General features: G+C 61.3%; 16 protein-coding genes. 3 read left to right on the top strand and 13 right to left on the bottom strand.

What is annotated here, in order from left to right; all coding sequences use genetic code 11:
• Positions 1-114: 114 nt before the first annotated feature.
• From AC559A_RS09445 to AC559A_RS09385, 13 genes are all read right to left on the bottom strand, one after another.
• Entirely contained in the window at positions 115-2,184 is a 2,070-nt protein-coding gene (locus AC559A_RS09445; protein WP_498817711.1) for a response regulator, read from the bottom strand.
• Positions 2,181-5,930 carry a response regulator gene (locus AC559A_RS09440; RefSeq protein WP_498817710.1) on the bottom strand — a complete coding sequence of 1,250 codons (3,750 nt, stop codon included), beginning with the start codon at positions 5,928-5,930 and terminating at the stop codon, positions 2,181-2,183. The genes AC559A_RS09445 and AC559A_RS09440 overlap by 4 nt, the downstream gene beginning before the upstream one ends.
• Before the next feature lie 15 nt (positions 5,931-5,945).
• Positions 5,946-6,875 carry a substrate-binding periplasmic protein gene (locus AC559A_RS09435; protein WP_498817709.1) on the bottom strand — a complete coding sequence of 310 codons (930 nt, stop codon included), beginning with the start codon at positions 6,873-6,875 and terminating at the stop codon, positions 5,946-5,948.
• A gap of 17 nt (positions 6,876-6,892) precedes the next feature.
• The gene (locus AC559A_RS09430) at positions 6,893-7,828 is read right to left on the bottom strand and encodes a transglycosylase SLT domain-containing protein (RefSeq protein WP_498817708.1); all 936 of its coding nucleotides are present in this window, start codon (positions 7,826-7,828) and stop codon (positions 6,893-6,895) included.
• 28 nt (positions 7,829-7,856) lie between these two features.
• Positions 7,857-10,541 (bottom strand): CBS domain-containing protein, encoded by a 2,685-nt coding sequence (locus AC559A_RS09425; protein WP_498817707.1) that lies wholly within the window; start codon positions 10,539-10,541, stop codon positions 7,857-7,859.
• Between the two features lie 60 nt (positions 10,542-10,601).
• A complete protein-coding gene (gene xerD, locus AC559A_RS09420; RefSeq protein WP_498817719.1) occupies positions 10,602-11,501 on the bottom strand; it encodes a site-specific tyrosine recombinase XerD in 900 nt (299 codons plus the stop codon).
• Positions 11,502-11,560: 59 nt separating this feature from the next.
• On the bottom strand, positions 11,561-12,631 hold the full coding sequence (locus tag AC559A_RS09415; RefSeq protein ID WP_498817706.1) for a glycoside hydrolase family 26 protein: 1,071 nt from the start codon (positions 12,629-12,631) through the stop codon (positions 11,561-11,563).
• Positions 12,628-14,265 (bottom strand): glycosyltransferase family 2 protein, encoded by a 1,638-nt coding sequence (locus tag AC559A_RS09410; RefSeq protein ID WP_498817705.1) that lies wholly within the window; start codon positions 14,263-14,265, stop codon positions 12,628-12,630. Before AC559A_RS09410 ends, AC559A_RS09415 begins: the two co-directional genes overlap by 4 nt.
• Positions 14,265-17,459, bottom strand: coding sequence for a tetratricopeptide repeat protein (locus AC559A_RS09405; RefSeq protein ID WP_498817704.1), 3,195 nt, complete (start codon positions 17,457-17,459; stop codon positions 14,265-14,267). The genes AC559A_RS09410 and AC559A_RS09405 overlap by 1 nt, the downstream gene beginning before the upstream one ends.
• An 80-nt stretch (positions 17,460-17,539) precedes the next feature.
• The gene (locus tag AC559A_RS09400; RefSeq protein ID WP_498817703.1) at positions 17,540-18,175 is read right to left on the bottom strand and encodes a tetratricopeptide repeat protein; all 636 of its coding nucleotides are present in this window, start codon (positions 18,173-18,175) and stop codon (positions 17,540-17,542) included.
• Positions 18,175-18,891: a tetratricopeptide repeat protein gene (locus AC559A_RS09395; RefSeq protein ID WP_498817702.1), complete on the bottom strand. Its 717-nt coding sequence runs from the start codon at positions 18,889-18,891 to the stop codon at positions 18,175-18,177. Before AC559A_RS09395 ends, AC559A_RS09400 begins: the two co-directional genes overlap by 1 nt.
• Before the next feature lie 45 nt (positions 18,892-18,936).
• A complete protein-coding gene (locus AC559A_RS09390; protein ID WP_498817701.1) occupies positions 18,937-19,278 on the bottom strand; it encodes an STAS domain-containing protein in 342 nt (113 codons plus the stop codon).
• A gap of 44 nt (positions 19,279-19,322) precedes the next feature.
• On the bottom strand, positions 19,323-20,168 hold the full coding sequence (locus AC559A_RS09385; RefSeq protein WP_498817700.1) for a PilZ domain-containing protein: 846 nt from the start codon (positions 20,166-20,168) through the stop codon (positions 19,323-19,325).
• Positions 20,169-20,307: 139 nt separating this feature from the next.
• On the opposite strand from AC559A_RS09385, the gene AC559A_RS09380 reads away from it, so the two are divergent.
• The 3 genes from AC559A_RS09380 (at position 20,308) to AC559A_RS09370 (ending at position 23,239) form a co-directional block, all read left to right on the top strand.
• The gene (locus AC559A_RS09380) at positions 20,308-21,573 is read left to right on the top strand and encodes a SpoIIE family protein phosphatase (RefSeq protein WP_498817699.1); all 1,266 of its coding nucleotides are present in this window, start codon (positions 20,308-20,310) and stop codon (positions 21,571-21,573) included.
• Between the two features lie 86 nt (positions 21,574-21,659).
• Positions 21,660-22,877: an L-serine ammonia-lyase, iron-sulfur-dependent, subunit alpha gene (locus AC559A_RS09375; protein WP_498817698.1), complete on the top strand. Its 1,218-nt coding sequence runs from the start codon at positions 21,660-21,662 to the stop codon at positions 22,875-22,877.
• Positions 22,878-22,942: 65 nt separating this feature from the next.
• The gene (locus AC559A_RS09370; RefSeq protein WP_498817697.1) at positions 22,943-23,239 is read left to right on the top strand and encodes a type II toxin-antitoxin system MqsR family toxin; all 297 of its coding nucleotides are present in this window, start codon (positions 22,943-22,945) and stop codon (positions 23,237-23,239) included.
• The last annotated feature ends 1 nt before the right edge of the window (position 23,240 follow it).

The raw sequence follows: 23,240 nt of genomic DNA, 5'->3' as shown, positions 1-23,240 counted from the left end.
CTGGAGGGGAAGCATTGCGCGTTCCGGATCAGGACGTGCCTCTTTTCTCGCTCGATCCGCCTCGGCATCGTACGAATACGACAATTTCTTCAGTCAGTTGTATCGTTTTTCCTGTTACCCTGGAAACTCCAGAACGATTTCGGTACGTTGGTTTTCGTCGTCAATGTGGACCTGGAGGGTCGCGCCGAGGGTTTCGGCGATGAGGCGGGCGGAGTAGGCGCCCAGGCCCTTGCCGTCGGGCTTGCCCCAGGTGGCGCCTTTTTCCATGAACCGGGTGCGGATTTCCAAGGGAACGACGCCGCTGTTGGCGATGCGGACCCGGATTCGGGATCGGCCTTCCTGGTCCGTGTCTTGTCGCGGAGGGTGCTCCAGGGCAACGGTTACCGGCCGGTCCGGCGGGTCGGCTTCCAGGGCGTTTTTGATCAGGTGCAGGAGCATGGAATAGCAGAGCAACTCCTCGCCGCGGATCATAATCGAGGCGGGGGCGTCTTCGGTGATGAACCGGACGGCCTTGTTCTCCATCGCTTCCAGGGGCGACAAGGCTCTGAGCACGGTTTGAACGATGCGGGTCAGGTTCACCGGATGGGGGTCGAGCTGATAGACGCCCCGTTCCAGTTTCCACAAGTCGATGGACGCGGCGATCATTTCCAGAAGTTCGAAGCCGGATCGTTCAATGTCGCGTACGGTTTCCCGCAACGAAGCCGGAAGATCACAGGTCGCGAGCAGGCGATCCGATCTGTTCAGAATATCCATCAGCGGGCGTTTGAGGTCGTTGCGCACGATGCGTTCCACGCTGTCGCGCATGTTCAGGGCGTCTTCAAGGATTGAGTTGCGCCGGGCCAGGTCGGTCAGGGTACGGCGCAAAGTCAGGTGGGTGTTCACCCTGGCGTGGACCACGGACGGGTCGAAGGGCTTGGGGATGTAGTCCACCGCGCCCAGTCGCAAGCCCTTGGCCTCGTCCGTTTCCTTGGACATGACGGTGATGAACAGGATCGGGATGTCCCTGGTACGTGGGTCGTCCTTCAGGGTCTCGCAGACCTCGTAGCCGTCCATGTCCGGCATCTGGATGTCCAAAAGAATAATGTCCGGCGCGGGGTCGGCCCGGGCTAGTTCCAGGGCTTGGCTTCCGGACGCGGCGCTGATGGTCTGGTAGGTGTCCTGGAAGATGGCCTTGAGCACGTTCAGGTTGATCTGCTCGTCGTCGACGATCAGGATGCGTTGGTGTTCCCGGACTGGTCGCGGAGCGGTGAACGGCTCGTGGGCCTCGTCCAGTCCGTCCAGCACGGCGACCTTGTTCCTGCCGGTGCTTTTAGCCTTGTATAGGGCTTTGTCCGCGGCCAGGAAGAGATCGTGGGCCGTCTTGCCGTCCCGCTGGGGAACCAGAGTGGCCACGCCAAGGCTCAGGGTGATCGTCGGCGCCACGGGGCTGAAGGCATGGGGGATTCCCAGGGCCTCGACAGCCTCGCGCATTTTCCGGGCCACTTCCCTGGCTCCGTCCTGGTTCGTGCCGGTGAGCAGGCAGATGAATTCCTCCCCCCCGTACCGGGCTACCAGATCGGTTTGTCGTGAAACGACGCCACTCAGGCTTCTGGCCACTTCCCGCAGACACTCGTCCCCCGCGGCGTGGCCGTAATGGTCGTTGTACAGTTTGAAATGATCGATGTCCGCCATGATCAGCGACAAAGGCTCGCCGCTTCGGATGCCGCGCTGCCATTCGAATTCCAGGAATTCCTCGAACCGGCGGCGGTTGGCGATGCAGGTCAGGCCGTCCTTGTTGGAGAGGTTCCGGAGGATGTCCCGCTTGCGCTTCAGTTCCAGATGGACCCGAATCCGGGCCAGAACCACGGCCGGTCCGAAGGGCTTGGTGATATAGTCCACCGCGCCCACGGCCAAGCCTTTTTCCTCGTCTTTCTCATTGGACTTGGCCGTGATGAAGATCACCGGAATGTCCCTGGTTTCCGGGTGTTCCTGCAACTTCCGGCAGACCTCGAACCCGTCCAGGTCCGGCATCTGGATGTCCAGCAGGACCAGGTCCGGCTTTTTTTCGCCAAAGGCCCGTTTCAGGGCCTGTTCGCCGTTCAGGGCCACGCTGATTTCGTAATTGTCCTGGAGGATGGCGTTGAGGACCTGGATATTCGGTCGCTCGTCGTCCACGATCAGGATGCGGGATTTTCGTTCAGTCATTGGGTCTCCGACGGTCCAAGCCGCCCTGCCAGTTCCGCGGTGCTTTTCGCGGCTTCTTCGAATTGAAAGTCATGAATTTCTTGCAGCAATTGACCGGTCAGGTCCGAATATCGTCCATCAAGTCGGTTTAGCAAGCCCTCGGCCAGTTCCTCGGCCCTGGGGTTGCCGTCCTCCAGGAGTTCACGCAGATCATTGATCAGGGAGTGGAGGGCAATCACCTCAACATCCGGATGCGATGCCGTGCTCTCTTTTTGCGCTGTTTCGGCGGGGGAAGGGACGATTTCCGAGGCCGGAATCGAAGCTTCCGGTGACGCTTCCGGCGAGGCATTCGGGGAGGCCAGGGCGGCAAGACTGGTCATCACGGTCTGGAACGCGGTGGAAAAATCGGCAAGGGCCGTGGCTTGGCCGTCCGGATCGGTGTCAGGATCGACCTTTAGCGAGTGTTCCAGTCCCTGGGCCGCTTCAAAGACCGCGTTGGCCCCCAGGTTGCCGGCCACCCCCTTGACGGCGTGTACGGTGCGGGCGGCCTGCTCGCGTTCTTCGGCCTGGACGGCTTGTTCGATTTTCTCCAAAACATCCGCGTAGCTGCTCCGGAAGTCCAGCAGCAATCTCAGATACAGCTTCTCATTGCCGCGCAGCCTAGCCAGCCCCTGGGCCAGATCAAAGCCTGGCAACTGATCGGGCAACAGAGTGGGCAAAGAGGCGGACGGGGAGGGAGCCCCGCTTGCTGGAGCGGTTGGCTGCGGCGTCGCGGGTTCATCGGTTTCTCGTTCTCCATCGTCTGCGGGCAACCATTGAGCCAGGGCGCGCTGCAACAGATCCGGGTCGATGGGCTTGGACACATGGTCGTCCATTCCCGCGTTCAAGGACTTCTCCCGATCGCCGGTCATGGCGTGGGCGGTCATGGCGATGATGGGGATATGGCTGGAGGGATGAGGGCTGAAACCTGAAACCTGAAGATCAGCAGTCCCTTCCCCAACATCCGATGTCCGATGATCAACCTCCGGCATCTGACTTCTGACTCCTGACTCCTGACTCCTGATGCGCCGCGTCGCCTCATACCCGTCCATTTCCGGCATCTGAATGTCCATCAGCACCAGGTCGAAGCGCTCCGCGGCGATCAGTTCCACGGCTTTTCGGCCATTGGCGGCCAGGCGCACGGTCAGGCCAAAGCCTTCCAGCAGTTCCCTGGCTACTTGCTGATTGATAGGATTGTCTTCGGCGACCAGGACGTGGCCGTGCAGCTTACCCGGCGGTGTCGGAGAGGATTCGACGCGGTCCTGCTTCCTGACGGTCGAGGCGCAGGACGGATCAGCGAAGAAGCTGGTCAGGGCGTCGAAGAGCATGGACGGATTGACCGGCTTGAGCAGCAGCCCGTCCAGTTCATGGTCGCTGACCCGGCTCATGACTTCCTCGCGCCCGTAGCCGGTGACCATGACCATCAGGGGCAGGCTCTCGCTTAGCGGTTCGGAGCGAATCCGGCGGATGGCCTCAATGCCGTCCATGCCCGGCATCTGCCAGTCCATAAGCACCAGATCATAGGGACGGCTTTGGGCGGCGGCCTGCTGGACGAGGCGCAGGCCTTCCTCGGCCGAAGCCGCCGTATCCACGTGCAGATTGAAGCTGACCAGCATGTCTCGCAGGATTTCCCGGGCACTGAGGCTGTCGTCCACCACCAGAACCCGGCGATGGCCGAAATCCGCCTTGGTCAGGCACTGGGTCGGGCGTTCCTTTTGCTTGCCGAACCGGGCGATGAAGGAAAACTCGCTGCCCCGGTCCGGGGTGGAGTGAACCTCGATCCGTCCGTGCATCATCTCCACCAGGCGGAGGGAAATGGTCAGCCCCAGTCCGGTGCCGCCGAAGCGCCGCGTGGTGGAAGCGTCGGCCTGGCTGAAGGCGGTGAACAGCTTGCTCATCTGCTCCTCGGTCATCCCGATGCCCGTATCCCGGACGGCAAAGCGCAGCGTCACGGAGTCATCCGACTCCTCCACCAAGCTCACGCCGACTTTCACTTCCCCGTGTTCGGTGAACTTCAGGGCATTGCCCGTGAGGTTGGTCAACACCTGGCCCAGGCGCAGGGGATCACCGATGAGATAGTTCGGGATATCCGAAGTGTAGGCCAGCAGAAATTCCACGCCCTTGGCCGCGGCTTTTTCCGAGAACAGGGTGGACAGGTTGCTCATCACCGCGTCCAGATCAAAGGGGATCTGTTCGAAGTCCAGCCGTCCGGCCTCGATCTTGGAGAAGTCCAGGATGTCGTTGATGATGCCCAAAAGATTCTGGGACGCGCCGCGAATTTTGGTCAGATAGTCCCGCTGCTGTTCGGTGAGGTCGGTCTTTAACGCCAGGTGGCTGAGGCCGATGACGATGTTCATGGGCGTGCGGATTTCATGGCTCATGTTGGCCAAAAAGAAGCTCTTGGCCTGGGTGGCGGCTTCCGCTGTCTCCTTGGCTTCCAGCAGATTGATGTTCGCCTGGGCCAGCTCCGTGGTTCGTTCTTCCACAAGGCGTTCCAGGTGCAGGCTGTGCTGTTCCAATTCCTGGGCGTATTGCTGGGTCTTGGAAAACAGCTCGTGGATTTCGCGGGCCATCAGGTGAAAGGAGTCGGCCAGCACGGCCAGCTCGTCTCGGGATGACGGTGGATGCCCCTGGCCTTGAGGCGCGAAATCAACTTGTGAATTCGAAGGCGATAAAGAATTGCCTCCCGCGGCCTTGCTCTCCCGCCACGTAAGGGTGAAGCGCTGGACCTTGTCGGTCAGCACCCGGATCGGTCCGGCGATGCGCCCGGAGAAAAAGGCCGCGGCTGCGATGCCCAGAAGCAGCGTCAGGGCGCCCACGCCCACCATGTACAGCAAAAGTTCGCGGACCGGGCTGTTGATGTCGTCCACCGCGGCCACGCCGATCAGCCAGACGGGCAGGTCGTTCATCTGGAGATGGTCCAGGAGCAGCATGGACGTCCGGGTAGGAATGTCCCCGGGTTGAGCCCACTGCGGGGCCAAGGTGTTGAACTCGGCCCGCGCCGGTGACGGCTCGCCTTCTTCGACGACTTGGTCCGGAGTGAAAAAGGAGCGCTGATGCGGCTGGTAGGCCAGACTCACGAAGCCCTGGTTGCCGATCCTGGTCGCGCCGAACAGGGCGTGTCCGGCTGTTTCCAGGTTGATCATGGTCACCAGGTGCGTGTCGTCCAAGGGGGCGCCCTGGTTGAGGATGGCCTGCCTGAAAACCAGCACGTGCCGCTGGCTGATCATGTTCGGGGTGCGGGGCAGGGCCAGCAGCAAGGGGGTTTGTTCGTCGACCTCGTCCAGAAGATGCATCAGGCGGTCGCGCTCCGGCTGGTCCAGCCAGCGCAGGTAGGGCGTGTCCTCGTACAGCGCCCTGCTGTTCTTGGTGATCAGGATGTTCTCGATCCAGGGTTCCTGGGTTTTGATCTGGGTGAAAAAGTCGCGCAGGCTGGGAACGAACACCGAGCCGAGCCGCGGGTCGGCGCCCACGAACTCCACCAGCGGGTTGCTCCGCCAGACGTACAGGTTGGCCTGACGGACGTTGATGAATTCCTTGAAGATGTCTGAGGTCAGGGCCAGAGAATGCCGCAATTCCCTTCGAGATTCCCCTTCCAGGAGACTCACGGCCCGGTAGGCGGTGACCAGGGAAAGCACCAGGACCACCAGAAGCACGATGCCGGCGGTCATGAGCAACAGGCGGGTTTTAATGGAAGAGGCGGACAACGCCGCGACGCTCTTGAGCATATGAATTCGGTTATCCTACTGGGTAGCCTGGATCAAAGCCCGGAACTGGCTCAGGGTCAGTCCGTACTCCTCTTTCCAGATGCTGTTCAAGGCCGAGGTTTCGGTCCTGACTTGTTCGGTGAAGAAGGCTTGCACAACATCCCGCAGATCCTGGTTTTGGCGACTGAAGGCCCAGCCGATTTCTTCCATCGGTCCCACTGGAAAGGCCACATTCAGGTTCTGGAAGCGGTTCACGGACTCCCACAGGGAAACTTCCGCGTCCAACAGCGTGAAGTCCGCGAGCCCGGACTCCACGGAACCCAGTTCGGCTCCGAAGTCGATCAGCCGTATCTGGATCGGGTCGTCCCGGAACGCCTCCTGATTTTGCTCCAGGACCCAGGTGTGCAGACTGGTGTTCAACGCCACCCCGGCTGTTTTTCCGGCCAGATCGTCCATGGATGTGAACTCGGGCAGCCGGTCCTGATGGACGATGACCATGATCCGGTTGAGAAACAGGATGGCGAAATCCAATTTTTTCAGCCGCCATTCATTCTTGGTCAGGTGGGTGGGGTAGACGTCGCAACGTCCGGTTTCCAGGTGGTACGGAGTGTATTCGGCCTCCAGGGCGGTCCGGCCTTCGGCGTTATGAAACTGCTCGTCCCACTCCAGACGATGAAAAATCGGACGGACGTCCGGCCCCAAGGCCGCGGCCACGGCCTCCACCACTCTGGGGACCGGCCCGGAGACCCGGCAATCCTCCAGGCAGATCGGATCGACAAAAGTCACGTAGGCAGGGGTCACCGGGACGATGCAGGCCCGCAGTTCTCCGGACTCCCGGATTTCCTCCAGGCCGCGCGCCTGGGCCGGGGAGATGGAAAAAAACGGGCAGAGCAGAAGGAAAAGCAGAGCGAAGACAAGACCTTTCCAGACGAGCTTGGTGGGGGCGGACCTGAACTGGGTGGGCATGGCGGACTCTCCTGAGGTTATTCCTGCATCGAGCCGAGCAGGCTGATGAATTGGTTCAGATTCATGCCGAAATGGCGGTTCCATGTCGCGTTCAGGGCTGAATCGCGTCCGGCGCGTTGCTGGTCGAAAAAATCCTGCAAGGCTTGGCGCAATTCCGGACTCTCCTTGCGAATCCCCCAGCCCACCTCTTCCATGGACCCCACGGGAAAAGCCATGATCAGGTCGGGAAACTGATGACGGATAATCCAGAACGCCGCATCCGCGTCGATCACCGTGAAGTCGGCCCGCCCCCGCGCCAAATTATTCAGACCGTCGGCGGTGGGCTGGAGGCGGATATCCACTGGTTCGTCTTTGAAAGTCGTTTGGTTTCGGTCCTGAAGCCAGGTGTGGTAGGAGGTGTCTTTTTCCACCACCGCGACCTTCCCGCCCAGTTCGGACGGACCACGGATCGTGCTTTGACTTTCTGCATTGACCAGCACCATCATCCGGTTGGTGAACATGGTCACGATGTCCATTTTTTGGAGCCGCCAGGAATTTTTGGTCAGGTTGTTGGGGTACAGGTCGCAGTGCCCGGAATCCAGCAAGGCCGGCACGTATTCCGCGTCCCGGTCGGTGCGTCCCTGGTCGTTGAAAAACTGCTCGTCCCAATCGATGCGCAGGGTGCGCATGGTCATCGAGTCTCCAAGAAAAGCCGTGAATGCCTGCGCCGCCTCGAAAGCCGGGCCGGAAAAACGGCAGTCCTCCCGACATCCCTCGGGTTCGGCCTGGACCACCGATGGATGGATCGGCGCGAAGCAAACCCGCAGTTCTCCGCTGTCCAGAATGTCCTGAAAAGACCGGGCTTGAGCCGGACCGGCCAAAAAGAGTGGTGCAAAAACCGTGATCATGGCCGCAAAGACGCACGCGGCGTGAACCCACAGGCGCGAGATGCGCCGAAAACGAGATCGGATCATGATGCTGTGTCTCCTTGTGTTGCTTTGCTTACTGAATGATCTTTCCATTTGCACTCCGTGAAGGCGCGATCCGTTTATACTCATCCACCAGCTTCCCGGCCAGAACCAACTGACTGCCCCGGTCCGGGGCCACGCCGTCGATCATGGCCGCCTGGACGGCCCGCAGGATCTCGGAGTAGTGCGGCCCGGGAGGCAAACCCATGGCTTTGAGGTCCTTGCCGGTCACCGCGACCTTCTGGGTTCTGAGTTGGGTCAGAAACAGAGAGATGTTCCGGCGCATTTCCTCTTTCTGGCCCCGGGCCATCAGGAACAGAACCGACTCCAGGGGCAGTTGGTTGAGGATGAAGAACAGCTCGCTCACGGGCCCGCCGCGGCCTTGCCACTGGCTCAGGAGGTGAATGGTTGCATCCAGGGTCCGGCGCATGCCCCAGAGGGATGCTTCGTCTTTATCCGAAAAGTTCAAGCGTCGCATCAGGATTTGAAACTGGGCGTCGTCCAGGGCCGAGGCCAGGCCGAGGAAATAGAGTTTCCAGGACTGGGCCGTGGGTTCCAGGTAGAGCAGGCGGTACCAGTTCAGAACCTGCTCCACTTCGTCCAGGGTGGTTTCCAACTGGTCGGTGAGCTTGAGCAGAGGATGGAGCACCTGGAGCAGGGTGAAGCCGTCCATGCGCCGGAAGCAGGCCAGGACTTCACGTTCCTCCATGATCAGCCGCAGTTCCTGGAACAGTCGGCGACCGGAGAGCTTCTGGAACAGGTTCAGGTTCATGGCGTTCTTGATCAGCCGTTCGGTCTGGCGGTCCATCCGGAAGTGAAAGCGCTGCTCGAAGCGGATGGCCCGCAGGATGCGGGTCGGGTCCTCCACGAAGCTTAGGGAGTGCAGGACGCGGATGCTCTTCTCCTTGATGTCCTTCTGGGCCGAGAAAAAGTCCACCAGATTGCCGAAATGGTCCGGCGTCAGGCGCACTGCCAGGGCGTTGATGGTGAAGTCCCGGCGGTAGAGGTCCATCTTGATGGAGGAGAGTTCCACCGTGGGCAGGGCCGTGGGGTATTGGTAATATTCCAGGCGGGCCGTGGCCACGTCCACCTTCTGGCCGTCCGGAAGGATGACCACGGCGGTCTGGAATTTCTTGTGCATCCGGATCCGGCCGTCCAGTTCGCGGCTGAAGAGCTGGGCAAAGCCGATCCCGTCGCCTTCCACCACCAGGTCGATGTCCAGGTTCGGGCGGTTCAGCAGGATGTCCCGGACAAAGCCGCCCACGGCATAGACGTTCACACCCATGGCCTGGCCCAGGGCCCCGGCGTGTTCCAACAGGCTCAGGATCGGTTCCGGCAGCCGGGAGCGGAGCATGCTCTTGATGTTGCGCTCGCTCTTGCGCTCGGGCAGCAGGAACTCAGGAATCCGCGCGGATTCCTGGATGAAGATGGTGATCAGGTCCGTACGGGTGATCACCGCGGTCACGTGCCCGTCCTCCAGCACCGGCACCAACCGCTGCTTCTGGCCCAGGATGATCTCCATCACCGCGTAAAGATCGTCCTCGGGCGTGAGCACGGCCACGTCCCGCTGCATGTACTCGTCCACGGTCAGCTCGCCTAGGCCGTGGCCCACGGCCCGGTCCGAAAGCTGATGCTCCAGGATGCCGACGCAGCCCCCGTCCTCCCGGACCACGGGAATGGCCTTCAGCCCATAGCGGGTCATGATTTCCGTGGCCTGGATCAGGGTCGTGCCCTGGGGCACGGTGACCGCGGGCTTGGACATGAAGCTTCGGACCAGGATCTGCGGGTTGATGTGCGAGTAGAGCAGGGCGAACAGCTCTTCCTTGATCTCGGACAGGGTGCGGTCCTTGATGGTCGCCGAGGCGGCGTAGACATGGCCTCCGCCGCCGAAAAAGCCGCAGATCCGCCCCACGTCCACCTCCGGCCGCCGACTGCGGGCGATGAGGTGCACCCGGTCGTTCATCCGGGCCAGGGCGAAGAGTACCCGGATGTTCTCCATGTCCACCAGCTTGTGCACCAGCACGGCGAAATCTCCCACGTACTCGTCCACGCTGACCTCGGTGATCACCACTTCGATCCCGTTGATGTCGTGCACCGCGGCAGTGCCGAGCATGGCGTGCAGCAGATTGATCTGCTGCGCGCTCAGGTCCCGGGTGATCAGGTCCGAAATGGTGTCCAGGTCCATGCCCTGGGCCAGGAGCCAGGAGGCCGCGTCGAAGTCGTGGGTGGTGGTGGAGGAAAAAGTGAAGGCTCCGGTGTCCTCGTAAATGCCCAGCCCCATGATCGTGGCCTCGTCCGGGCACACGGACAATCCCAAGTCCCGGATTTCCCGGATCAGGATGGCCGTGGTCGATCCCCAGGGCTGGACCACGCTTTTCTGGGCCGGCAGATCCTCCTCCGAGTCAGGATGGTGGTCGTAGAGGTGAATGGTCAGGCCGGGCAGATCCAGTACGGAGCGGACATGCTCCACCCGGGAGCGCTGTCGGGTGTCCACCACCACCAGCCGCTCCACGGCCGAGGTGTCGATCTCCTTCATGGACTGGAAATTGAAAAGATAGGTCGCGCTCTGAATGAAAAAATTGCGCAGGTTCTTTTCCTGACTGCCCGGAAAAATCAGCGCCGCGTCCGGATACAGCTTGCCCGCGGCCACCATGGCCGCCAGGGCGTCGAAGTCGGCATTGTTGTGGGCGGTGATCAGGGTTTTGGGGGATGTGGGCATTTTGTGGTCGCGGTTTAGGTTAAGGATTTTGGAGACGGGGGCAGGGGAGTGGTTTCGGAGCTATTTGGAAGTTTGGTTCTGGGAGGCCGGGGGACGGCTTCTTGGATGATGTTTCTGGTGCTGGCTCTTCAGGCGCGAAGTCTGGACATGGGTGTAGATTTCCGTGGCCAGGATGTCTGCGTGGCCCAGGAGAATCTGAACGGTGCGCAGGTCGGCCCCGCCTTCCAGCAGGTGCGTGGCAAAGGAATGACGCAGGGTGTGCGGGGAAATGGGCTGGCGGATTCCGGCCTTTCGGGCGTAGGCCTTGATCAGCTTCCAGACTCCCTGCCGGGTCAGTCCCTTGCCGGAACGGTTCAGAAACAGAACCTCCGCTTTCGGCGAAAAGGCCGGACGCCAGTTCTGGATATAGATCTCCAGATATTTCCCGGCCGAGGCGTGCATCGGCACCACCCGCTCCTTGCGGCCCTTGCCGAAGACCCGCAGCAATCCGGCCTGCAAATCCACGTCCCCGGGACGCAGGCCGATCAGTTCCGAGACCCGCAACCCCGCGGCGTAAAGCAGTTCGAGCATGGTCCGGTCCCGGAATCCCAGCTTGTCGTTGCTGTTCGGCTGGGCCAGCAGGACCGTGACCTCCTCCCGACTGAGTACGTCCGGAAGGTGGCGGGGCAGCTTGGGGTTCTCCAGCTTTTCCAGGGGATTTTCAGCGATCAGCCGCTCCCGGACCAAAAACGCGAACAGGCCGCGCAACGTGGCCAGATGCCGGGCCAGGGAACGGTTTTGCAATCCGGTCTGGCGCAGATGCAGCAGGTAAAGCAGGCCGTGTCGGCTGGAGAACATGTCCAGGTCCAGGCCTTCGCGACCCAGAAACCGCTGCAGGGACTCCAGGTCCGTGGTGTAGGCGGCCACGCTGTTTTCCGCAAGTCCCTTTTCCACCAGGATGTATTCCAGAAACAGGTCCATCCAGGGGTGCAGGGCGGGGGAAGGGATAGGGGAGGGGACCGACTTGGCTTTCCTGGAAATCACTCCACGACTCCGGCAAGCGGTCCGAGAACATCAACAGCCCGTTGGGTGGTGCGGGCACGCAGGAAATCGATCATTTCGGGCTCCAACCCCACGGCGAGCCGCCAGTCCACTTCCTTGTCCGCCTCGAACCAGACGAACCCGGCCACGGTCCAGGACTCCATGGTCCGTAGCGCCTGTCTGATCCAGGCGCTTTTGTCTCCGCCCTGGCGGGCGCTGGCGGTCTCAAAGACCACCAGGAGCTTGTCCGGGGACAGGGCTCGCAGTTCCTCGTACATCGGGCGCATGATCTCCGCGAAGTCGCGGAACGTGCTGTTCCATCCGTGTTCGGCCAGATTCTGGGTCGTGCCCCAGTTGTAGCCGTCCAGGCCCAGGATATCCACGTATTCATGGCCTGGATAGTAGGCCGCGGCGGTGTTCCAGGCCCCGTTCTCGCTCCAGATGGGATGGGGCTGGGATTCCGCGTTGGGGCAGAAGACGAAGAGCGCGTTGTCGGCCTGCTCCCGCCGAAATATCCGGACCACATGGCGAAACATTTCCTGATAGATTCCGGGCGCGTTTGGGCCGTACTCCTCGGGACGCACCCCCCAGTGATAGCGCGAAAGGTTCATCTCGTGGGCGAAACGGATCAACAGCGGTCGTCCATAGTCCCTGGCCGACCGGGCGAAGTTGCGGATGTAGGCGTCGTATGCGCCGCCCAGGATGTCTTCGGCCAGGATGACCTGTTCCTCTCCGTGGCGGATGAACATGGGCTCCCAGGTCAGGCAGGGCAGGGCGTCGAAGGCGTCTATGGCGTGCAGCGTTTCCCAGGGAAAATGTCCGTTTTCGGGATTTTCGGGCCACTGGAGGAAAAAGACCACCATGGACGGATGCAGCCCCAGATCGGAGCGCACCTCGCGCAGGCGGTCTTTGGTCAACGGATAGCCGTCCAGGGCCACGCCGAAAAACAGGCCCGATCCGTCAGATCCGTCCGGTTCGGCGAAGGAAAAAGCGGAAAGACAAAGCAAGGCCACCGTCAGGATGATGGGCGACGCGAACCGTGCGGCGCGGCGGTTGACCGCGGACCTCATACGACGTCCTCCTCGGGATGATTGAAATAAATCACCGAGGAGACCAGCAGACAGTGATAGGTGCACCAGAGGCCGTTGACGATGATCGCCCAGAGCGGATCGCGCTCGAAATAGATCCGGTTGACGCTCCAGACCATGGCCGCGGTACAGAAGCCGGCCATCAGGACGTGGGGCCACAGTGCGTACAGGGGCAGGCTCATGCTGCCTCCCTTGGGCGTGATGCCGAAGGTGCCGCGGACGCCGAGAATTCCCAGCAAGGAGGCGCGCATATAGACCGGAAAGGTGATGGCCTGGAGCACGATGCCGATGCCCAGCTCCTTGAATCCGTAGCGGCGCTGGCCCATGGAGTACAGGAACAGGGTGATGGTCAGGAGAATGTACGGGAAAAAGAACAGAAAATAGATTTCCGGGTGGGCGAAGTAGCTGGGCACCGCGAAAAATTGATAGAGAATCGGGCAGAGCATCATCACGAACAGCACCCAGCCCACGAAGTAATGGGTTCCTGAAAGAAAATACTCCCACCATTTGTGGGCGCTCAGCAGGCGCGGATTGTGGATGAAGGAGCCGATAATTTGCCGGAACAGCCCCACCGTGCCCAGGGCCCACCGGAACTGCTGTTTGAAGTAGCCTCCCAGGTCCTCCGGCCCCATGCCGAAAGCGCAGACCTTGTTCAGATAGGCCGAACTCCATCCCTTGGAGTGAAATTTGAGGGACGTGGCGAAATCCTCGGTTACCGAGGACTCCTCGAACCCGTCCACGTCGGCCAGGGCCTCGCGGCGGAAGATGACGTTGGTGCCGCAGCAGAACATGGCGTCCTGCATGCTTTTGCCCTCGCAGATGTATTCGTAGAACACAGCCTGCTGCAATCCTGCTGCCCGGGCCACGCGGTTGGTCTCGAAGTTGGTGTAGTATTGCGGAGTCTGGATAAATGCCAGCCTGGGGTTGGCTTCCATGAAGGCCACCAGCGGGTCCACGAAGTCCGGCAGAGGGTTCATGTCCGCGTCGAAGACAATGATGTACTTTTCCTTTTCCGTACGTTGTCGATCTTCGAAGGAGGTGAATTCAAAGCCCTCCCTGGGTTTGCCTTCAACGAAATCCAGAAAGTCGTTGATCATCCCGGCCTTGGCTCCACGCCATTGGCGGCGGAAAAGGTTCACGCCGATCCGTCGGCACAAATCGTCGATTTGCTCCCGATAGCGGCGCATCTCCTCTGGATCGTCCCCCGGCCGGTCGTAGCGGGTGTCGTCCAGAAAATAGATGTGCTTGTTGGGATAGGTCAGGTTGTAGAAGCAGGTCAGGGTGTCCTCCAGGATGGACAGGGGCTCCTTGTAGGAGGACACGATGATGGCCACCGGGGGATAACTCTTCAGTTCCGGGACGTTGTCCATGGACAGTTTGGGCTTCAGGCCCGCTGGCTGCGAGATGACCCGATACAGGTTCAGGAAATACCCGAAGGCGTGGGTCATGGTGAAGGCCTCGGCCAGAAGCAGGAGCAAGGCCAGACTCTTTTCGTACCAATGGTAATCCGCGACCAGAAACAGCGAGGTCCGGACCATCAGGTACAAAAAAACGGTCATCATGGTCGCTACCAGGACCATGGAGAGAATGGCGTTTTTCTTGGAGGGTTGTTGCATTAAAATCGATACTCCAATCCAGCCCAGACCCCTTCCGCATCCCATTGGCGGGAGCGGTGCAGGAGGCCCTGGAGGCCCAGACTCCAGCCCCGGCCCAGGTCCACCTGGTATTCGCCTTCCAGGCGCAGGCCCGGGTTGGCGTCGGTGTCCGTGCCGGTGGAGAGCTTCAGGTTGTACCAATGTTGCCTGGCACCGCAGAAATGCATCTCGGCCAGGTCGTGCCGCCACTCCAGGGTGAGGGCCGTTGCCGAATAGTTGCGGGGAGTCCAGTAGGGATGATCAATGCCGATCAGGGTCGGGCCGTCGTAGAAGTACTCGGATTCCCGGCGGAAGTGGCGGTGTTCTCCGGTGAGCGTAATTTTGAGTTCCCGTGGGTGATCGGTGAGGCCCAGGCCCAGGTCTCCCCGCAGGGCCAGGCCCTGGTTGTCGTCGCTCATGCCCGCGTATTCCGCGGTCAGTCCCAAATCCAGCCGTCTGGTCAGCGGCGAGGTGGCGGTCAATCGCCAGGCGTCGTAGAGAACGCCCCCGGTCAGGGCCAGGCCATTGGACAACTCCTGACGTCGTTCATACTCCAGTCCCAGTCTGACCACGTCCCGCAGGTTGAGTTCCACCCCGGCCACGCCCAGGTTCTGATCCTGTACTTCGGAAGAGTCGTAGCTTTTGCGGGTGAACGCGGCATGGCCGCGCAGCCAAGGCGTGAGCACGCCGCGCAGCCCAAAGGTCTGGCCTTGGGCGGAATACTCCTTTTCCAGCCGATCCCGGACATCCACATGCAGGTCGTCCAGGCTTCCGGGCCGTTCGGACCAGACGTGTTGGGACGCGAAAAGGTGATACCGTGCCGTGCCCAAGGGCAGCTCGCCCGTCAGCGTACCCTGATGCCGACGCATGGCCGAAAGCCGGGCCCCACCCTGTCCTTGTTCGTTCCAAAAACCGTAATCAGCGCGCAGCGCGGGACGAGAACGGCTCTGGATCCGTTCCACAGCCAGCCCGGCCCGGCCATGCAGCGGGTCGAGATTCAAGAGTTCCAAACAGGTGGCCATTTCCTGGTCGTGCAGCCCCAGGGAACATTGGGCCTGGGCCAGATCGAACAAGGCTTCCTGGTTGCCAGGCTGGGCTTCCAGCAGCTCGGTATAGGCATCCAGGGCCGGAAGTCCTCGGCGGTTCCAGGTCAGCATCTTGGCCTGCTCTTCCAGGTGGGCGGCCCGCTGAACGCGGTAGGCGGGCAGCAGGTCGGCCAGCAGGCGTTCGATGTCCTGGGCTGTGTCCCGTGCTGTATTTTGGGCAAGTTCCGAACCATGCATTGCATACGCGGCTTCAAGCCGTTCCCGGACGGGATAGGCCCGCCCGTCCCGCAGTTCCCGGATCACCTCGCCCAATGCTTCATTCAGCTCCGTTTGCCGGACCCGGAAGCGCAGGGCGTCCGCTCTGGGCATCAGGCCGCGCAGGTCGTCGGAAACCTGCATGGCCCGGTAGAGGTCTTGTGCCTGCTCGGCCTGTTTGGCCCACATGGCGACCCTGGCCGCTTCGCGCAGAGGCAGAGGGTCTTCGGGGCGCAACCGATGCAGGGCGTCGTAGGCCGCCAGGGAGTCGTCGTAGCGTTTTGCCCAGGAAAGCACCCTGGCCCGGGTCAGCAGCAGTTTGGAAACCTGGGGCAGGTCGTGGAGCAGGGCGTCCAGCTCATTCAGGGAACCATCGTAGTCTTGCAGCGAAGCGTTGATTTCCGCCAGACCCAGACGGGCCGGAAAAAAGTCCGGGTCCAGCTCCAGCGCGGCAAGGTAGCATTTCCTGGCCGGTTCACGGACCCCGGCCAGGGCGTAGAGCGCTCCCCAGGCCGCGAGCTGATCGGGAGAGGGGAAGGCTTGACGCAGATGATCAATGAATTGGGGATGGACGAGGACGCCATGGCCCAGGGGATGCGTCGGCGTCCGCATGGTGCGGCGTGGGGACGTCGCGGGACGGATTTTCTGACGTAGCCCGTCGGCGGAATAGCGTGGATCGTCCGGTGCGACGGAGGACATGGGGCGGCGCAGGCTGAAGCCCTCGCCTGTCGGTGATTGGAGCGGATCGTCCGGCTGGACGAGGCGGGCCCTATCCCCGCCGTGGTCTGGCTGTCCGGGCAGAGCGATCCAGAGAAAGCGAGCCTCAATATGATCCGGCACGCGGTCCAGAATCGAAGCCAGAGCCGCCTCGGCCCGGTCCTCCTGTCCCAGGCGGAGCAGGGTCCGGGCCAGGGCCAGTTCGTCGTCAGTGCTGTAGCCGGGAGTGGCCGCAAGCGCCTGCTGAACATCCAGGGCGGCCTCCAACTCACCGGCCTGGTACAGAGTTTGGCCGCGCAGGCGCAGGAGAGCGACATGGTCCAAGGCTCGGGGAGGCACGGCGTCCAGGATGTCCATCGCACCCTTGAAGTCCTGTTCGGCCAAACGCAGCCCGGTCAGAGCGGCCCAGGCATCCGGGTCGGAACGGTCGTCCAGCAGCAGGCCGCGCAACAGCCCTTCGGCCTGCTCGTAGCGTTGGGCCGCGAGCAGTGTCGCGCTCAATTCCAGCCGGATCGTCCGGCTCTGGGCAGCGCTCAACGCCGGATCGCCCAAAAGCGTCCGAAGCAGGGTCTCAGCCCGGTAGAAATCCCCCCAACCCAGCATGATGTTGGCCGCCCGCAAGGTCAGTTCCAGATCCCCGGGACGTTCGGCCAGCAGGTCGAGCAGAATGGTCCGGGACCGGCCCGCATGTCCCAATGCGGCGAACCGTGCCGCCAGGTCCAGGCGTTGTTCCGGGCCAAGGCGATCCCCGGGCAGGTCCGTCAGGATGCGAACGGCGTCCTGATGGGCGGATAAGCGCCCCAGCACCCCGGCCAATTCCAGAATCACCTCCGGATCGTCAGGATCGTCCCGGTACAGCAGCTCATACTGCCGCCGGGCCGCCGGCAGATTTTCCTGGTCCCGTCCGAGCAATCTCGCCAACTCCAGTCGGGCATCATGATCTGAAATTTGAGACCAAGCCGGGACGATGGTCCGGCCTGATGGGGCAGTACTTTCCGCGGCCAGCCCCATGGACGGGGCGCGAAACAAAAAGGGTGGAAAGGCCAGGGAGGCCGTCAGGACGGCCACGAGCAGCGGACGGAGCAGGGGCGATGGCCGACCGAAGTCCGCACGCAGCGAGAAAAGAGGTTTGCGTGATTTGATAAACAGATGTTTCATACCTTCCCGACCGTCCCCGCCCCATCAACTTTCAACTCCTGAACCGTGAACCACTGAACCCATGCCCCCCTTGAACCGGATCACTCCAATGTTCCTTGCAATGCCCGAATGGCATCCTGGTGACGTCCCGCCCAGGAGAGCACGAAGGCGTATTTGCGGCGGAGTTGGACGTCCTGGGGTAATTTTTCCAGGAGCAGTTCGTATTGCTTCAGGGACTCGGGATAGCTTCCGGCCCAGGAAAGGACTTCGGCCAGTTTCAGCCGCACCCGGTCGTCTCCGGGGCGGTGTTCCAGGTGGGCTTCGTAAATGCGCGTCGCGGCGTCATAGTCCTGCCGGGCCGCATGCAGATCGGCCATTATCAGCCGGGTTTCGTCGTCCAGAGCACGTTCCGGGATGGATTGCAGGTCCTTCCAGGCTTCCTCCTGGCGTCCGGCCCAGGTCAGGACCTTGGCCCGCTCCAGGCGGGCCTGAACATGGTCCGGCCTGTCGCGCAGCACCCGGTCGTAGGAGGTCAGGGAATCGTCGAACTGCTCCACGTAGCTTTGCAGGCGGGCCAGTTCCAACCAGGCCTGCCAGTCCGGGATCTCGTCGCCGGGACCGGGGAGGGACGGGGCAGGCCTGTCCGGGCCGGCCGGGGTCTGGGCGGCGGTCTGGGTGGCGAGAGTGCTCAGCAGAACCAGCAAAGCGCCGAGGACGAAGGGTGTCAGGCGAGGCATCAGCTGTCTCCCAGTAGGATTTTGTATTCCTCGATGGCTTCGTGGAATCGGCCTTGTCCGGTCAGGACGCGAGCCAGATGAATGCGGAGTTCGCGGTTGTCCGGAGCTGTTTCCAATGACGTTCGGAGAAGGGACTCGGCATCCTCCGTCCGGCCCATGGCCAGGTAGGTGACGGCCAGTTCCAGGGCGGCGATCTCCTGGAACCCGGGAACGTCCAGAAGTCGCCGGTAGAGCAGTTCCGCATCATGAAACCACTCGGCCCGACGATACAGTCCGGCGAGATACAGGGACAGGTCGGGGCTGGCCAGGAGTTGGCGCGGATAGTGCTCCAGGAGTTCACGGGCCAGTTCCGGACGACCGAAACGGTCGAACAATCCGGCCAGGTTGCGCAACTCCGGGGGCAAGGGCCGGACCCTGGACTGGAGCAGGTTGTTCAGGCCTTGCTCGGCGGCGGCTTCATTCCCGGAGGCCAGGGCCGCTTCCACCACCCGGATCAGGGCCTGAGGCCATTGCAGGCCCAAATCCAGGGCCGCTTGATACAAATGCATGGCCTGGGCCGGATTGCCGGCCTGAAACTGTTGCTCGGCCCGACGGAAAAGCACTCGATCCTGGTGGATCGCGGCGTAGCCGAAATGGGCGCTCACGGCGAAGGCCAACAGGATTAGGAAGAACAACCCTCGTTGGCGCCATGCCTGGAAGTGTTTGGAAGTGGCCATGTCCGGCATTTACATCGGGAAGGGGAACCTGTTTTGAAACGCGAATTATTGTGCCCGCATGGCCTCCAGGCCCGACTCCACATCCGGATGAATGCTGAAGACACGGTCAAGCTTGGTGACCTCGAACACCTTGCAGACACTGTCGTTGACCACGCACAAGCTCAGCATTCCGCCGGGGCCGAGGCTTTTGAACAAGGAAATGAGCACCCCAAGGCCGCGGGAGTCGATGAAGCCTACCTTGGAGAGGTCCATCAGAATGCGATTGCCGCCCTTGTGGATCAGATCGATCATCGCGGTTTTGAAGCCGTCCGCGTTGGCATGTACGATTTTATCGGCCAGTATTGTAACGAGTTGGATGTCGTTGTGTCGGGTGAGTTGGTATTCCATGAATCTTCCTCCAAATGCGTGTTTCAGGCTGGCCGGTGGGCCGGTCAGTGATCCGGACAGGCCGGATCCGGCTTGGCCAGGGCATGGGCGTAGAGCATGACCAGCGTGTTGTAATTGTAGAAGATCTTCTTTTCCAGGGTCACGATGGCGGCCAGATACTGGCGCATGACGTCCTGCTCAAAAGCCGAACTCCAGACCGCGGCGTCCAGTTCCGGTTCCATGACTTCGCGAAGTTCCTCAAGGTCGAACACCTGTTGAATGCGGTTGATGGAGCAGACCCCGTGGCTGATATTGCCCCGAAACACCTTGAGCTGTTCAATGTTTTTCAGAACCAGTCCGTGCATATCCTCGAACAAAAAACCGCGCAACCGGCGTAGCGTGGCGGCGTCGTACCCCGTGGTCCGGGTCAGGATCGGCTTGAGGTGCTTGAGATAGATCAGGATTCCCTTTTTAAGCAGGATGGTGTCCTTGAGGATCTTCTCCAGGAGGCTTTCCGCCGTTGGCAGGTCGGTCAAATCAATGGTGATGGATTTGCCCTCGAAGCTGACGTAAACCGGATAATACAGCGGGGTTCGGGCATCGATGCGCACGCCGCAAGCCAGACCGCCCAGATTGTCGTCCCAGGTCGCCCAGGCCACGCTGCCCTGGTTGAAGGTTTCCCCTTCGAACAGAAAGGGCAGATGGAAGTCGATCCGCTCGCCCTGGTGCAGGATTTCCCGCTTGACCACCCACTGGGGCAGAACGATCCTGGCCCCGTGCATGCTGATGTCCATGAGCAGGTATTGAAAGATGGCCGAATCCTCGACCCGGGAACCCATGAACGGCAGGTTAACGGAATCGATGGCGATCCGGTCCTCGCGGCGGGCTTGGTAATGAGGAGAAGTGGACATGCGTTCAGGTGCTCTCTTTCGTTTGCCGTTGTTTACCACTGTAATGATTCAGGTCAAGGCATTGTCAAATGTGTTGCCAAGGAGTAACCGTCTCCAGTTCAATCCCCGTATCATTGCATCTTTCAGGAGTACCCCCGTCATGCCCATGGAACCGCGCGATCTGAGGGAATCCAATGAATTCCTGAACATCCTGCTGGAAAACATCCCTTCCCTGGTTTTGCTGGCCGATGGCGAGATGCAGGTGCGGGAAGTCAACGACGCCTCACGGGTGCTGTTCGGTTTGTCCCGTGAAGAGATGCTGGGCAAGCGTTGCGGCAATGCCCTGCACTGTGTTTTCGCCGAGACGGAAGACAGGTTGTGCGGTGAGACCAGCAATTGCTCTCAGTGTCCGTTGCGACAAAGCGCCCTGGCCACCATGCTCAAAAAGGTGCCCACGGATCGGGAGAAACTGATCCACACGTTTTTCGTTGATGGCCTGCCCGAAGAGCGGCACTTTGAATTCAGCACCCGCTATGTGCGATATCAGGGCCAGGAAATGGTCCTGCTGATCCTGTACGACGTGACGACCCTGGAGCGGCAAAAGCAGGAACTGATCGTCCAGCAGGATAAAATCAACGAGTCCCTGAAGGCCGCCGGCTGCATCCAGCACGCCCTTTTGCCGCGTCGGCTTCCGGAACTGGAGAACGTGCGCTTCGCCTGGCGCTTCAAGCCCTGCGATGCCGTGGGCGGGGATATTTTGAACATCGTCCCGTTGGACGAGTCCCATATCGGACTGTACCTGCTGGACGTGGCCGGCCACGATTTTTCCTCCTCCATGATCTCCGTGCTGGCCTATCAGTTGATGAACCCGCTGACCGGAGTTCTGTTGGACCACGGCATCTCGCCGCCGCGGATTCGCGAACCGGAAGAGGTCCTGAACATCCTGAACCGGGAATTTCCCTTCATGCGCTTCGAACGGCACTTCACCGTGGTCTACGCCGTACTGAACACGGCGTCCGGCGAGATGCGCTACAGCAACGCGGCCCAGTGCCATCCCATCGTCATTCCTCACGCCGGAGAATTACGCCCACTGACGGTATCCGGGACGATCATCGGTTTGCAGGGCATTCCCTTTGGACAGGAAAACGTGCTGCTCGGCCCCGGCGACAAAGTCGTCCTGCTCAGCGACGGCGTGGAGGAAGCTCCCGACCCGTCCGGCGGGTTGTTCGGGGAAGAACGTCTGCACGACACACTGCGCTCCCTGCGCCATGCGCCTCCGGAGGAATTGGCTCAAGGACTCTCATCCGTGGTCACCGACTTTGTCGGAGACCGGAAAATCCCGGACGATATCAGCATTCTGGTTCTGGAATATGGAGGAAGCGGGGCGGATGGAAATGAAGAGGATGGGCCTGGCATGCGAACATGAAGACAAATGGGAAAGACGATTTTTCTGTTCGGTTTTGACTTGGGAGCACGTTTTTCACGTGTTTTGACGACGAAGGGAGAACGGATATGCAATCATTACGCGAGTTGTACCGCTACGGGATGGGGCCGTCCAGCAGTCATACCATGGGGCCGCGCCGGGCAGCGGAAATGTTTCGGGCGCGCCATGCGCAAGCCGCCAGGGTGCGGGTCACGCTGTACGGCAGCTTGAGTCTGACCGGGCGCGGTCACTTGACGGACCAGGCGGTGACCCAGGGCTTGTCGCCTTTGCCTTGCGACGTGGTTTGGAGCGACCAAGCGCTGGATGAACATCCCAACGGGATGCTGTTCGAGGCCTTGGCCGCGGATGGGAGCTCTTTGGGCTCCTGGACCGTCTTCAGTATCGGCGGAGGGGAGTTGCGGGAGGCCGGACTGGGGAAGGCTGAAACTCCGAGTCGGTACGTTCAGACGACCATGAAGGAAATTCTGGACCAGGCCGGGTCACGGGGCAAGCCTCTCTGGGCCCTGGCCGAGGCGGTGGAAGGGTCGGACCTGTGGGACCATCTGGGTTTTGTCTGGCTGAAGATGCAGGAGGCCATCGCCGCCGGGTTGGACGAGGAAGGGTCGCTGCCCGGAGGATTGAATCTGCAACGCAAGGCCCGGGGCTTTTTGACCCGGGCCAAGCAATTGCGCCGCTCCGCCGGTCGGACCGGGCTGCTCTCGGCCTATGCCCTGGCCGTGTCCGAGCACAACGCCGCCGGCGGCTTCGTGGTCACCGCGCCGACGTGCGGTTCCTGCGGCGTGCTGCCCGCTGTGCTGTTTTACCTGCAACGGGACCTCGGCCTGGAAGACGAGTATCTGCTGCGGGCCCTGGCCACCGCCGGTCTGGTGGGCAACGTGGTCAAGCACAATGCCTCCATTTCCGGAGCCGAGGTGGGATGTCAGGGGGAAGTGGGCGTGGCCTGCGCCATGGCCGCGGCCGCCGCGGCGCAACTCTTGGGAGGATCGCCGCATCAGATCGAATACGCGGCGGAAATCGGTCTGGAACACCACCTGGGGCTGACCTGCGATCCGATCCTGGGGCTGGTCCAGGTCCCCTGCATTGAGCGCAACGCCTTTGCGGCCATTCGTGGCTTGGCCGCGGCGGAATTCGCGATGCTCTCTGACGGACGCCATCTGATCAGCTTCGATCAGGTGGTGGAAGCCATGCAGCAAACCGGCCACGACCTGCCCAGTCTGTACCGGGAAACGGCCCAGGGTGGATTGGCCAAGGTCTATCAGGGGGCGCGGGACCGGGAGCAGGCCTGATGCAACAAGCAGTCCCTTGCGGATGTCCTTTTTAACGAAATGAAGGCCTGAAAGGTTTTTCGAACATGGAGAAAAAGACGCCGCATTGCAGTCTGTCGTTGGTCAAAGAACTGGTGAAAGCAGGAAATGTTCGTTCAACCATGTCGGCCCTGGCAGGTGCCGCGGCGCTGAATTATGGTTTTGACGACATGGTTGAGATTATCTTGTCGTTGACAGCGAAAGACTTCTACAAGAGCATGACCACGTATACAGACCATCGGATTTGGCAGGACGTTTACAGGCCCCTCACTTCAGCGGGCAAAATCTATATCAAGCTGACCGTCATTGAGGACGTGCTTATCGTATCCTTCAAGGAGCTGTGAT

The sequence above is a fragment of the Desulfonatronum zhilinae genome (genome assembly GCF_900182865.1).
GTDB lineage: Bacteria > Desulfobacterota > Desulfovibrionia > Desulfovibrionales > Desulfonatronaceae > Desulfonatronum > Desulfonatronum lacustre.
The sequence above is the reverse complement of the archived record's forward strand: the minus strand, read 5'-3'. Positions and strand labels throughout refer to the sequence as shown.

Excerpts from the sequence above, each read along its gene's own strand:
- AC559A_RS09445 (WP_498817711.1), bottom strand. The coding sequence starts at position 2,184 with ATGACTGAACGAAAATCCCGCATCCTGATCGTGGACGACGAGCGACCG.
- AC559A_RS09440 (WP_498817710.1), bottom strand. The coding sequence starts at position 5,930 with ATGCTCAAGAGCGTCGCGGCGTTGTCCGCCTCTTCCATTAAAACCCGC.
- AC559A_RS09435 (WP_498817709.1), bottom strand. The coding sequence starts at position 6,875 with ATGCCCACCCAGTTCAGGTCCGCCCCCACCAAGCTCGTCTGGAAAGGT.
- AC559A_RS09430 (WP_498817708.1), bottom strand. The coding sequence starts at position 7,828 with ATGATCCGATCTCGTTTTCGGCGCATCTCGCGCCTGTGGGTTCACGCC.
- AC559A_RS09425 (WP_498817707.1), bottom strand. The coding sequence starts at position 10,541 with ATGCCCACATCCCCCAAAACCCTGATCACCGCCCACAACAATGCCGAC.
- xerD (WP_498817719.1), bottom strand. The coding sequence starts at position 11,501 with ATGGACCTGTTTCTGGAATACATCCTGGTGGAAAAGGGACTTGCGGAA.
- AC559A_RS09415 (WP_498817706.1), bottom strand. The coding sequence starts at position 12,631 with ATGAGGTCCGCGGTCAACCGCCGCGCCGCACGGTTCGCGTCGCCCATC.
- AC559A_RS09410 (WP_498817705.1), bottom strand. The coding sequence starts at position 14,265 with ATGCAACAACCCTCCAAGAAAAACGCCATTCTCTCCATGGTCCTGGTA.
- AC559A_RS09405 (WP_498817704.1), bottom strand. The coding sequence starts at position 17,459 with ATGAAACATCTGTTTATCAAATCACGCAAACCTCTTTTCTCGCTGCGT.
- AC559A_RS09400 (WP_498817703.1), bottom strand. The coding sequence starts at position 18,175 with ATGCCTCGCCTGACACCCTTCGTCCTCGGCGCTTTGCTGGTTCTGCTG.
- AC559A_RS09395 (WP_498817702.1), bottom strand. The coding sequence starts at position 18,891 with ATGGCCACTTCCAAACACTTCCAGGCATGGCGCCAACGAGGGTTGTTC.
- AC559A_RS09390 (WP_498817701.1), bottom strand. The coding sequence starts at position 19,278 with ATGGAATACCAACTCACCCGACACAACGACATCCAACTCGTTACAATA.
- AC559A_RS09385 (WP_498817700.1), bottom strand. The coding sequence starts at position 20,168 with ATGTCCACTTCTCCTCATTACCAAGCCCGCCGCGAGGACCGGATCGCC.
- AC559A_RS09380 (WP_498817699.1), top strand. The coding sequence starts at position 20,308 with ATGCCCATGGAACCGCGCGATCTGAGGGAATCCAATGAATTCCTGAAC.
- AC559A_RS09375 (WP_498817698.1), top strand. The coding sequence starts at position 21,660 with ATGCAATCATTACGCGAGTTGTACCGCTACGGGATGGGGCCGTCCAGC.
- AC559A_RS09370 (WP_498817697.1), top strand. The coding sequence starts at position 22,943 with ATGGAGAAAAAGACGCCGCATTGCAGTCTGTCGTTGGTCAAAGAACTG.